The sequence below is a fragment of the Thermomonospora catenispora genome, assembly GCF_006363815.1.
Lineage (GTDB): Bacteria > Actinomycetota > Actinomycetes > Streptosporangiales > Streptosporangiaceae > Thermomonospora > Thermomonospora catenispora.
This window is the reverse complement of sequence record NZ_RRYT01000002.1, coordinates 350039-361160: the sequence shown is the minus strand read 5'-3', so window position 1 is coordinate 361160 and position 11122 is coordinate 350039. Positions and strand designations below refer to the sequence as shown.

Annotated in this window: 11 protein-coding genes; 4 read left to right on the top strand and 7 right to left on the bottom strand. The window is 74.0% G+C overall.

What is annotated here, in order from left to right:
* Positions 1 to 181: 181 nt before the first annotated feature.
* The 4 genes from EIO00_RS03360 to EIO00_RS03345 form a co-directional block, all read right to left on the bottom strand.
* Positions 182 to 1279 (bottom strand): glycosyltransferase family 4 protein, encoded by a 1098-nt coding sequence (locus tag EIO00_RS03360; RefSeq protein WP_140175390.1) that lies wholly within the window; start codon positions 1277 to 1279, stop codon positions 182 to 184.
* Positions 1280 to 1477: 198 nt separating this feature from the next.
* Positions 1478 to 3634 carry an amylo-alpha-1,6-glucosidase gene (locus tag EIO00_RS25505; protein ID WP_175596108.1) on the bottom strand — a complete coding sequence of 719 codons (2157 nt, stop codon included), beginning with the start codon at positions 3632 to 3634 and terminating at the stop codon, positions 1478 to 1480.
* Positions 3635 to 3798: 164 nt separating this feature from the next.
* On the bottom strand, positions 3799 to 4455 hold the full coding sequence (locus EIO00_RS03350; protein ID WP_140175389.1) for a response regulator: 657 nt from the start codon (positions 4453 to 4455) through the stop codon (positions 3799 to 3801).
* Entirely contained in the window at positions 4452 to 5414 is a 963-nt protein-coding gene (locus tag EIO00_RS03345; protein ID WP_140175388.1) for a HAMP domain-containing sensor histidine kinase, read from the bottom strand. Before EIO00_RS03345 ends, EIO00_RS03350 begins: the two co-directional genes overlap by 4 nt.
* A gap of 344 nt (positions 5415 to 5758) precedes the next feature.
* Between EIO00_RS03345 and EIO00_RS03340 the strand changes: the two genes are divergently transcribed.
* The 3 genes from EIO00_RS03340 to EIO00_RS03330 all read left to right on the top strand — a co-directional run bounded on the left by EIO00_RS03340 (position 5759) and on the right by EIO00_RS03330 (position 6952).
* Positions 5759 to 6097 carry a TraR/DksA family transcriptional regulator gene (locus tag EIO00_RS03340; protein WP_140175387.1) on the top strand — a complete coding sequence of 113 codons (339 nt, stop codon included), beginning with the start codon at positions 5759 to 5761 and terminating at the stop codon, positions 6095 to 6097.
* A gap of 91 nt (positions 6098 to 6188) precedes the next feature.
* A complete protein-coding gene (locus EIO00_RS03335) occupies positions 6189 to 6524 on the top strand; it encodes a TraR/DksA family transcriptional regulator (RefSeq protein WP_140175386.1) in 336 nt (111 codons plus the stop codon).
* Complete coding sequence (locus tag EIO00_RS03330) at positions 6500 to 6952, top strand: hypothetical protein (RefSeq protein WP_140175385.1); 453 nt, start codon at positions 6500 to 6502, stop codon at positions 6950 to 6952. Before EIO00_RS03335 ends, EIO00_RS03330 begins: the two co-directional genes overlap by 25 nt.
* A gap of 75 nt (positions 6953 to 7027) precedes the next feature.
* Here the strand turns inward: EIO00_RS03330 and EIO00_RS03325 are convergent, their stop codons facing one another.
* Positions 7028 to 8239, bottom strand: coding sequence for an MFS transporter (locus tag EIO00_RS03325; RefSeq protein ID WP_161602634.1), 1212 nt, complete (start codon positions 8237 to 8239; stop codon positions 7028 to 7030).
* A 106-nt stretch (positions 8240 to 8345) separates the two neighbouring features.
* Here EIO00_RS03325 and EIO00_RS03320 point away from each other — a divergent pair, with 106 nt between their 5' ends.
* Positions 8346 to 8876, top strand: coding sequence for an Lrp/AsnC family transcriptional regulator (locus EIO00_RS03320; protein WP_140175383.1), 531 nt, complete (start codon positions 8346 to 8348; stop codon positions 8874 to 8876).
* 8 nt (positions 8877 to 8884) lie between these two features.
* Here EIO00_RS03320 and EIO00_RS03315 read toward each other — a convergent pair whose 3' ends face one another.
* Together EIO00_RS03315 and EIO00_RS03310 are read right to left on the bottom strand one after the other, a co-directional pair.
* Positions 8885 to 10069 (bottom strand): acyl-CoA dehydrogenase family protein, encoded by a 1185-nt coding sequence (locus EIO00_RS03315; RefSeq protein ID WP_140175382.1) that lies wholly within the window; start codon positions 10067 to 10069, stop codon positions 8885 to 8887.
* Between the two features lie 25 nt (positions 10070 to 10094).
* Complete coding sequence (locus EIO00_RS03310) at positions 10095 to 11120, bottom strand: ferredoxin--NADP reductase (RefSeq protein WP_140175381.1); 1026 nt, start codon at positions 11118 to 11120, stop codon at positions 10095 to 10097.
* Positions 11121 to 11122 lie beyond the last annotated feature (2 nt).

The following is an 11122-nucleotide window of genomic DNA, read 5'->3' as shown; positions in this document are numbered from 1 at the left end:
GGCCGCGGCGGCGCCCCCGACGCACGCCGGGGCCGCCCGCCCGAGACGCCGCGGAGGCGTGACGGCCCGGCGACGTTCGAACGTGCGGCATCCCCTTCACCCGCTCGGCGCCGCCGGCGCGTGCCCGCGCGGCCCCGGCCGCCCGGACGATGCGGCCGGGGCCGGTCGGACCGGCTCGCGGTCAGCCGGCCAGGGCCAGGCCGTCGGGCACGGTCGTGAACGGCGGCCGGCCGGCGGGAAGACCGAGCAGGGACAGGTAGACCTGCTCGTACCGGCGCCCCATGACGGAGACGTCGAAGTTGGCCGCCACGTGCTCGCGGCAGTCGGCGGGCCGGATCCGGTCGACCCGGTCGACGGCCTCGGGGAGGTCGGCCGGGTCGTCCAGGATGTAGCCGGTGCGGCCGTCGACGACGACCTCGGGGACGGCGCCGCGGCCCAGGGCGACCACCGGGGTGCCGCACGCCATGGCCTCGATCATCACCATGCCGAACGGCTCCTCCCACTGGATCGGGAAGAGCAGGCAGCGGGCGCGGGAGAACAGGTCGCGCTTGAGGGCGCCGTCCGCCTCGCCCACGTACTCCACGTCGGGGCCGAGGCGGGGCTCGATCTCGGCGGCGAAGTAGTCGCGCTCGGGCCGTTCGTTGAGCTTGCCCGCCAGCACGATGCGGCGGCCGGCGGCGCGTGCCGCGTCGATCGCCAGGTGCGCGCCCTTGTCGGGGTTGAACCGGCCGATGAACAGGACGAAGTCCTCCTTGTCGGCGCGGAACGGGAAGGTGTCCACGTCGACGGCGTTGGGCACCGTGCCGACCCAGTTGAGGCCGGGGGCGGCGCGGCGCTGGGCGTCGGAGAGGGCGACCAGGCCCACGGCGTCGCCCAGTTCGGCGTAGTAGCGGGCCAGGTCCCCGGTCACCGGACCGTGCACGGTCGCGACGGTCGGGACGGCGCGGCCGCGGGCGGTCAGAGGGCCGGCCAGCGAGTGGTCGTGGACGATGTGCACGTCCAGCTCGTCCAGGAGACGGGTGGCCGCGGCGGCGTGCACGACCTCGGGGACGGGCTCCCCGAGGCGGGGGGAGGGAGCCTCGGCGTAGGTCGGGAGGAATCGGGCGGGGGTGCCGTTCCGGCCGGCGCCGATCAGCACCACCTCGTGCCCGCGTCGGTCCAGTGCGGTCGCCAGGTCGGCGACCATCGCCTCGATCCCGCCGTAGGCGCGCGGCGGAACGTCGAACCACGGCGGAGCGACCAGTGCGACCCGCAGCGGAACGGCACCGAGGCTGCTCATGGGCGGAGGCCTCCTTTCCTGGGTGCGACAAGCGGCCGGCGAACCCTCCTCGCCTCGGGCGATGCGCGGCCGGGGCGGAGCCCGTGCCGTCCCGGTGGGCTCGCTCAGCTCGTCGAAGAAGACCGCGGGGGATCGACCCCGAAAAAGTTATAACTCAGATTGAAGATTTCTTCGCAATCCGGCTTGAGTGAACGATGCCTAACCTCGGGTGGCCGTTTCCGGCCGCCCCTCCAGCGCCGCCAGCGGATCGCGGGGCCGGGCGATGAGCTCCACCCCGTCCGGCAGGCCGGTCACCCCGTCGCGGGTCACCGTCACCCGGCCCCCCGCCAGCGGCAGCCCGCGCACCGTCAGCTCGGTGATCGACTCCGGCAGGGCGGGCGCGCACCACACCCGCCCCTGCGGGATCGCCGGATCCAGCCGCAGCAGGACGCGCAGCAGCTGCACCGGCGCGGCCGCCGCCCACGCCTGCGGCGAGCAGGAGGTCGGGTACGGCACCGGAGCCTCATAGCGGGAGCGGTCGAAGCCGCAGAACAGCTCCGGCAGCCGTCCTCCGAACGCGGTCGCGGCGTCCAGCAGCCCCCGCACCAGCCGGTGTGCCTCCGCCACGAACCCGTACCGCATCAACCCGGTGGCGATCAGCGCGCAGTCGTGCGGCCACACCGACCCGTTGTGGTAGCTCATCGGGTTGTAGGCTCCCATGTCGCAGGCCAGGGTCCGCACGCCCCACCCGCTGAACATCTGCGGCGACATCAGCCGGTCGGCCACGCTGCGCGCCTTGGCGGGGTCGACGATGCCCGTCCACAGGCAGTGGCCCATGTTGGAGGCCAGGGCGTCGATGGGCCGCTTGTCGCGGTCCAGTCCCACGGCGAAGTATCCGCGGTCCTCCAGCCAGAACGTCTCGTTGAACGCCTTGCGCAGCCGCAGCGCCTTGTCGCGGTAGTGCCCGAACACTTCGGCGTCCCCGCGCTCCCGGGCGATGTGGGCGCGCGCCACGTACGCGGCGTACACATACCCCTGCACCTCGGCCAGCGCGATCGGCGGCTCGGCGATCCGCCCGTCGGCGAAGTTGATCCCGTCGAAGGAGTCCTTCCAGCCCTGGTTGACCAGGCCCCGGTCGGTCTTGCGGCGATACTCCACGAACAGGTCCCCGTCCGCGTCGCCGTACTCCTCGATCCACTCCAGCGCCCGGTCGGCGTGCGGCAGCAGCCGGTCCACCTCGTCGCGGTGCAGCCCCCACCGGTACAGCTCGCCCAGCAGCATCACGAACAGCGGCGTGGCGTCCACCGTCCCGTAGTACGCCTGCGATCCGCCGAGCATCCCGGCGGTGTCGGTGCCCGACCGCAGCTCGTGCATGATCTTGCCGGGCTCCTCCTCGGTGAGCGGGTCGCTCTTGGTCCCCTGCCGCCTGGCCAGCGCCCGCAGGGTGCCGACCGCCAGCCCGTGGTCCAGCGGCAGCGACATGTACGAGGTGATCAGCGAGTCCCGCCCGAACAGCGTCATGAACCACGGCGCCCCCGCGGCGACCGCGCTCGGCCCCTCCGGCGCGTCCGGGTCGAACAGCCGCAGCGCCCCCAGGTCCAGCCGGCTGCGCCGCAGCGCCCGCTCCAGCGCCGGATCGTCGCACTCGACCTCGGGCGACTCGCGCTCCCAGTCCCGCAGCCGCCGCACCGGGACGGCCTGCTCCACCGGTCGGTGGGTGGGGTAGCGAGGGGGCGGCTCGTGCCCGTCCACGCTGGGATGCAGTTGCAGGGTGACCCGCCAGGTCTCCCGCGGCGGCACCACCACCCGGAAGGCCAGCCTCCCCGCCCCCGCGATCATCTCCTGGTCGGAGGTGAGGCGTACGCCGCGGGTGTGCCCGTCGGGGAAGCGCCCGGTGATCCGCAGCTCTCCGGCGACGGCCTCCTGCTCCACCCGGGCGCGCCGTCGCACATGGTCGGCCTTCACCTCGAACAGGTCGGCGAAGTCGGAGTCGACCGCCAGCTCCACCCGGCAGCCGACCGGCTCACCGCTGAGGTTCTCCAAGGTGACGTCCTCGCGCAGGCCGACCCCCACGTACCGGTCCCGCTGCACCAGCAGGGTGCTGTCGGCCCGTCCCGGCCGGGGCCGCGCCCGGCCCACGAACAGCGCCCGGAACGGCTCCTTGGGGACGACCGTCAGCGGTTCGACCGCCTCCTCGTCGATCCGCAGCTCCCACCGGGACAGCACCCGGGTGTCGGCGAAGAACACCCCATGCGCCCCGCCCGGCGCGATGTCCCCGGACGGCGCGCACACGCAGAAGGAGGCCCCCTCCACGAGGGTCACCGCACCCGCCCCCAGCGTCATCGGTTCGGACGCCTGCACCCAGCCGTTCGCCATCGGTCTCGTTCACCTCGTCGCCTGCGTTCTCGTGATGACGGACCGGTCCCGGCACACAGATATACCTGCCCGCGCCAAGGGCGCCTCCGGTCCCGCGATCATCGGGCCGGGGCGGGAGGCTCGGCCGGCCGGGCGGCGCGGCGTGGGGACGGCCGGCGGCGGGGTCAGGGCTCGATCAGGCCGGTGCGGATGGCGTAGCGGGTCAGCTCCAGGCGGTCCTTGAGCCCGAGCTTGGCCAGGATGTTGGCGCGGTGGCGTTCGACGGTCTTGACGCTGATGACGAGGGTGTCGGCGATCTCCTTGGAGGAGTGGCCCTCGGCGACGAGCTTGAGGATCTCCTCCTCGCGGTGGGTCAGCGGGGTGTCGAGCGGGCCGCCCTGGCGGGCCTGGTCGAGATAGCTGCGGATCAGGGTGGTGACCGCGCCGGGGTACAGGAACGGCTCGCCGCGCATCGCCGCCCGGCACGCCTGCACCAGGTCGCGGTCGGCCAGCGACTTGAGCACGTACCCCGCCGCGCCCGCCTTGAGCGCCTCGAAGAGGTACTGCTCGTTGTCGTGCATGGTGAGGATGAGCAGCCGCAGGTCCGGGTGGCGCCGGGACAGTTCACGGGCCGCCTGCAGGCCGGTCATCCTGGGCATGGCCACGTCCAGGATGGCCAGGTCGGCCTCCACCTCCTGGAGCAGCTCGATCGCCTCGGCCCCGTCTCCGGCCTCGGCGACCACCTGCAGATCGGGTTCGCCGTCCAGGATGAGCCGGACGCCCCGGCGCACCAGCGCATGGTCGTCGGCCAGCAGGATGCGGGTCTTGCGGATGGCTGTCATGTCTTTTCCTCGCCGGCAGAGCTGGTGGGCACGAACAGGGAGACGCGGGTGCCGCCCCGGGGGCCGGGGCCGATGGTGAGCTCTCCGCCGACCAGCAGGGCGCGTTCGCGCATGCCCTGGATGCCGGTGCCCTCGGGCCGCCCCTCGATGCCCTTGCCGTCGTCGTCGACGCGAAGCAGCACCCCGCCGTCGACGGGGGTCAGGCTCAGCTCGGCGGCGGTGGCGTCGGCGTGGCGGGCGGTGTTGGTCAGGGCCTCCTGGGCGACCCGGTACAGCGCCAGTTCCACGTGCGGGCTCAGCTGCGGCAGGCCGGAGGAGAGGCTGCGGTGGATGCGCAGGGACGTGTGGGCGGCGAACTGCGAGGTCAGCGCGGTCAACGCGCTGACCAGTCCCAGGTCCTCCAGCACGTCGGGACGCAGCCGGTGGGCGATGCGGCGCACCTCCTCCAGGCTGTTGCGCGTGGTCTCCTGAGCGTAGGCGAGATCCTCCCGCAACGGCTCGGGGACCCGGTCGGTGAGCCGCTTGAGCTCCAGCAGCACGGCGGTCAGGCTCTGGCCGATCTCATCGTGCAGTTCCCGGGCGATGCGGCGGCGCTCCTCCTCCTGGGCGTAGAGGGCGCGGGCGCTGCTGGCCCCGCGTTCGGCCTCCAGCCGCGCCAGCATCTGGTTGAAGGTGTCGATCAGCGCCGCGACCTCGCCGCTGCCGGTGACGGGCAGCCGCTGCCCGGGGCGCAGCAGGTCGACGGTGGTCATCATCCGGGTGAGGCGTTCCAGCGGCGCCAGGCCCCAGCGCAGCAGGGCCGCGTTCAACGTGAGCAGCACCGCCAGGCCGGCCAGCAGCACCACCGCCTCGATCAGCCGGATGGGGGCCGACACCGTCCAGGGGCCGATCATCAACAGCACGGTGGCGACCGCGCCGACCAGCGCGTTCAGCCAGAACACCCGCCAAAACAGCCGCACCGAACGCAGTCTCCCGTCATCTCCGGCCTCACCCGGCCGGGCTGCGGGCGCTTCATCCGCGGTAGGCGCCCTCATATGTCCATCGTGCCGCCGTCCCCGAGCCGCCGGGAACATCCGGCCCGGGGGATACATGCCCGCTCACCGAGGAAATGAGTGTCGTCCCCGATGGCGGTCGCCGCGTCCTCCGCTCATGGTGGACGGAGAAGCCGGAACCCAGTCGCGCCGTCGGCGTCCGGTCCCCGTCCGCGTCCGCGGTCGGACGCCGGCGGCGCAGCCCTCCACGACGACGTGGGGGGCTTTTCGATTACCCGGCACCGAGGCGGTGCCCGAAGGGAGTCTCTGCGATGACCGTGAACGACGCCACTCGCGGTACGGCCGACGATCGCAGGCCGGGCGGCACAGGCGCCCGACTGGCCCGCGAACGGCTGGAGCAGGAGCGCCATGCCCGGACGGCGGAGCTGGCCGTCCTGGAGAGCCGGGGCGACCTGCGCTCCGACGAGGCGGCGCTGACGCGGTTCGACACGTTGCGCAAGACCCTGGAAGAGGTCGAGGCCGCCCTGGCCCGGTTGGACGCCGGCACCTACGGGATCTGCGAGGGCTGCAATGAGCCGATCCCCGAGGGCCGGCTGGAGATCCTGCCGTACGCCCGTTTCTGCGTGCGCTGCCAGCAGCGGCGGCGGTGATGCGGCGTCCCGGCCGGCGACCGGCCCGCATCCGCGATCGGGCGGGCGTCGGCCGCGTCCCCCAGACCCCGACCGGCGAAGGAGGTCCTCCATGCCGCTCGACGCCCCCGGTCACCTCTCCAGCGTCCAGCTCCAGGCGCTGCGCGAGCAGCTGCAGAGCCGGCTGCTGTGGCGCAGCCTGGAGCTGGACCGGCTGCTGGCCGAGCTGCGCGACCACACCGGGTCCGACGGCGAGCGCACCGCCCTGTACGCCGAGATCACCCTCGCCGAGGCGGACGCCGCCGAGCTGCACGAGGCCCTGGAGCGCATGGCGACCGGAGACTACGGCCGCTGTCAGGACTGCGGCGCCCCTATCGCCTTCGCCCGGCTGAAGCTGCGTCCGCTGACCCGACGCTGCCCGCGATGCGCGCCGGAGGCCGCCGGATGACGGCGCCGCACGCCTCGGGCGGCGCCGACCGTGACCGTGCGGACCGGCTGGTCTTACCGCTCTCGGGGTGGTCCGCCCGCCTCCGCCGCGACGGCGGGCCCCCCTTCCGCCTGGTGGTGGACCCCGGCGGCGGAGCTCCGTTCACCCACACCCTGCTGCCGCAGGCGGCCCGCGGTCAGCTCGTGCTCGGCGCCCACCGCGTCCGGCGCCTCCACCCGCCCGGCGACGCGATCACGGTGGCCTACGGGGTGCTCCCGGCGAAGCCGATGCGCGTGGCCTTCCTGCGCCGTCGGCCGTGGCGCACCGCGCACGTCCAGCCGGTCGACCCTCTCGTGCTGGCCGACCGCGTCTGGCTGGCCGAGCACCCCGGGCGCTTCGACGAGGTGCAGGTCGACGTCGCCGGCCGCACCGCCACCCGTCTGCTGTGAGGAAGCCACCCGTCCGCTGCGGGGAAGGGGCGCGAGGAGGGCACGACCGGCCGGGGCGCGCCCGGCCCGGCCGTCTCACCCGGGCGCCGTCCCGGGACCGGCGGCCGTCGGCGCGTCGTGGCCCGGGCGGAGCCGGGTGAGCGCGGTCCCCCCGGCGAGGACGCAGGCCGTCGCGGCGAGGGCTCCGTAGCCGCCCGCGGACATGATCACGGTGGAGAGCAGGCTCGCGGCGGCCCCGGAGATCCAGACCGCGGCGTCGACGGCGCCCTCGGCGCGGGACCGCTCGGACTCGGGCAGGTCCCGGGCGAGCCGGCCGCTGCCGGCGACGAAGCACAGGTTCCAGGCGTAGCCGAGGAGGAAGAGGGCCGCCGCGCGCGCCGGGGCGACGGCGGCCAGCCCGGAGGAGAGCACCAGGCCGAGCAGGCCGAGCAGGGCCACCGGCCGGGGCCCGAAGCGGTCGAACAGCCGGCCCGTCACCGGGGACAGCGCGTACATGCCCAGCGTGTGCGCCGACAGCACGATCCCGACCGTCCCCAGGTGGTCGCCGTGCCGGTGCATCTCCAGCGGCGTGGCCGTCATGACCCCGACCATCACGACCTGCGCCGTCCCCATGACGACCAGCGCGGACCGGACGGCCGGGGCGCGCACCAGGGCGCGCCGCGGCCCGGGCGGCGCGGCGTCCCCTCCCGTCCGGGCGGGCGCCCCGACGGAGACGAGCGCGGCGGCGGCGCAGGCCGGCAGCGTCAGCAGGAAGGGCCCGGCGAGCGCCGGAAGGCCCGCTCCGGCGGCCGCGTCGTCGGCCGGATCGAGCAGCAGCGGGCCGCCGACGGCCCCGACGGTGGCCGACCACACCACCAGCCCGATCGCGAACCCCCGCCGTCGCGGCGGATACAGGTCGGCGGCGGCGTAGCGCGACAGCTGCGCCCCCGCGTTGCCGATCCCCAGCAGCGGCATCCCGGCGATCAGGACGGCCACGCCGGCCCCCAGGACCCCGGCGACCGTCAGGCAGGCCCCGACCGACGCCGCGACATAGCCGGCGATCAGGGCGGCCCGCCGGCCCGCCCGCCGCATCAGCCGGGTCAGGACGAGCGCGCCCGCGCCCGTCCCGACGACGCCGGCGGTGACCGGCACGCCGCCCCAGCCGGTCCCGAGCCGATCCCCCACCACGAGCGTGCTCGCGGCGCCCGCCATCGCCATCACCGCGTTCATCAGGGCGACGCCCGAGCACAGCGCCGCCATCGGTGTCCTGCGCGTTCCCTTCCGGGCCGGCCGGGCATCGGTGACCATGCCCTGAACGGTAAAAGCGTCATATGCGACATTGAATGGGCAAAGAACGGAAGTTCGCCCGTCGCGCCTGCCCATCGCAAAGGATCACGCCGGGAGGGCTTGGGGAATGGAAAGACCGCTCGATCGGATCGACTGGCGCATCATCGACGAGCTCCAACGCGACGGGCGGCTCTCGTTCAACGCGCTCGCCCGCCGCGTCAACCTCTCCCCGCCCGCCGTCGCCGAACGCGTGCGCCGGCTGGAGGAGTCCGGGGTGATCCTGGGCTACCGGGCGCGCATCGACCCGGCCCGCGTCGGGCAGCCGCTGACGGCCTTCGTGCAGATGCGCTGCGCGCTCGGCCGCTGCCTGCTCAAGACCACGGCCGCCGAGGACCTGCCCGAGGTCGTCGAGGTGCACAAGCTGAGCGGCGGGTGGTGCACGATGCTCAAGGTGCGGGCGGCCTCGATGGCGCACCTGGAGGGACTGCTCGAGCGGCTCGGCGCGCACGGGGAGATGAACTCCCACGTGGTGCTCTCCACCCCCTATGAGGACCGCCCCGTCGAGCCGGTGGATCCGCGCGCCCGCACGGTGACCGCCTCCGAAGGGTGGAGCCGCTCCGGACGGCCGACCGCGCCGGACCGCGGAGCGGGCGGTTGAGAGACGGCTCAGATCATCGAGCGCATGGGGCCGGGCGGGGGTTCGAGGCCCAGGTCGGTCAGGGCGGAGGCGTGGTAGACCGAGCCGGGGACGTGGATGGCGTGGGCCAGGCCCACGTGGGCGTCGCGCCAGAAACGCTGGATGGGGTTGTCCCGGCGCATGGCGTTGCCCCCGGACCGGAGCACGACCTCGTTCATCGCCTGGACGGCCCGCCAGGCGGCGCGGACCTGGACGCGGCGGCCGGCGGCGCGTTCGGCGAAGGTGATCTCCTTGCCCGCGGCGGCCTTGTCGTACATGCGACAGGCGTTGTCGATCAGCGCGGTGCGGGAGGCGGAGATCTCGGCGGCGGCCTCGCCGATCGCGTACAGCACGTAGGGGTCGTCCTTGATCCGGGTGCCGGTGATCTGGACGCGGTCGCGCTGGTAGGCCAGGTGGCAGGCCAGCGCCCCCTCGGTGATGCCGATGACGGCGGCGGTGATGCCCAGCGGGAACACCGTAGAGAACGGGACCAGGTAGGTGGGGTTGGTCAGCCCCGCCTCGCGCGGCGCGGTGCCGTCGAGGACCTTGGCGAACGGGATGACCCGGTGGGAGGGCACGAACGCGTCGCGGACGATGATGTCCTTGGAGCCGGTGCCGCACAATCCGGCGACGTCCCAGGAGCCCTCCACGATCTCGTAGTCCGAGCGCGGCAGGATCAGGTGCAGGGCCTGCGGCGGCCGCACCGCCCTCCCCTCGGCGTCCCCCAGCATCCCGCCGAGGAAGATCCAGTCGCAGTGGTCGGTGCCGGAGGAGAACTGCCATCGCCCGTTGAAGACGTATCCGCCGTCGACCGGGCGGGCGATGCCCATCGGCGCGTACGGGGAGGCGATCCAGGTGTCGGGGTCCTCGCCCCAGATCTCCTCCTGCACCCGCGGGTCGGCCATCGCCATCTCCCAGGGGTGCACGCCGACGATCCCGGCGATCCATCCGGTCGATCCGTCCAGCGCGGCGATCGCCATCACCGTCTCGGCGAACTCGCGGGGGTGCGCCTCCAGGCCGCCGTACTCGGCCGGCTGGAGCAAGCGGATCGCCCCGGCCTCCCGAAGCGCCCGCACGGACCTCTCGTCCAGTCTGCCGAGCCGCTCGCCGACCGGCCCCAGCTCGCGGATCTCCTCGGCGCGTTCCATGATCGCATCGAGCACGCGGTTGCGCATGGCCTGAACTCCCCTGGTGTCGCGGTCAGCCGTCGTAGCTGACCTTGAGGCGATCGCTGAGCGGCCTGGCCTGGCAGGCGAGGATGAGCCCGTCGTCGAGGTCCCGGCGATCCAGCACGGTGTTGGCGTCCATGGCGACCTCGCCCTCCAGCAGCACGCAGGCGCAGGCGGCGCAGGAGCCCTCGCGGCAGGAGTACGGGGCGTCGATCCCGGCGCGCAGCAGCACGTCCAGCAGCCGCGCCGAGCGCGGCCAGGCGACGGTGCGGGTCCGGCCGTCGATCTCCACCTCGACGGTCGCGTCGGCGCCGGAGGCGGCGTCCTCCTCGGGCTCCGGTTCGGCGAACGGGTCGCCCGACAGCGAGAAGAACCGCTCCACATGGACGCGCTCGGCGGGCACGCCGAGCCCGGTGAGCGCCGAGATCGTCAGCTCCATGAACGCCTCCGGCCCGCACACGAACGCCTCCCTCCCCCGGTAGGGGCGGGCCAGCGCGCGCAGCGCGGCGGCCGTGGGCAGGCCCTGCAGGGACTCCAGCCAGTGCACGACGGTCAGCCGCTCCCCGTGCCGCCGGGCCAGGGCGCGCAGCTCGCCTGCGAAGATCACCGAACGTTCGTCGCGGTTGGCGTAGATCAGGGCCACCGAGCCGCGCCCGGCGGCCAGGCAGGACTTGAGGATCGACATCACCGGGGTGATGCCGCTGCCCGCCGCCACGAGCAGCAGGTCCTCGTCCAGCGAGGCGGGGGTGAAGGTGCCGGAGGGCCGCAGCACCTCCAGCACGTCGCCCGCGGTGACGTTGTCGCAGATCCAGTTGGACCCCAGGCCCCCGGCGACCCGCTTGACGGTCACCTTGAGCAGGTCGTCGCACACCGGCGAGCTGCACAGCGAGTAGCAGCGCGCCACGGGGCCGGCCTCGGTGGGCACCCGGATGGTGAGGAACTGGCCGGGCCGGTAGGCGAAGCGGTCCCGGTCCTCCTCGGCGGGCTCCAGCACGAGGGTGTGGGCCTCGGCGGTCTCCCGCACCACCTCGGCGACCCGCACCGTCAGCACCGTCATGG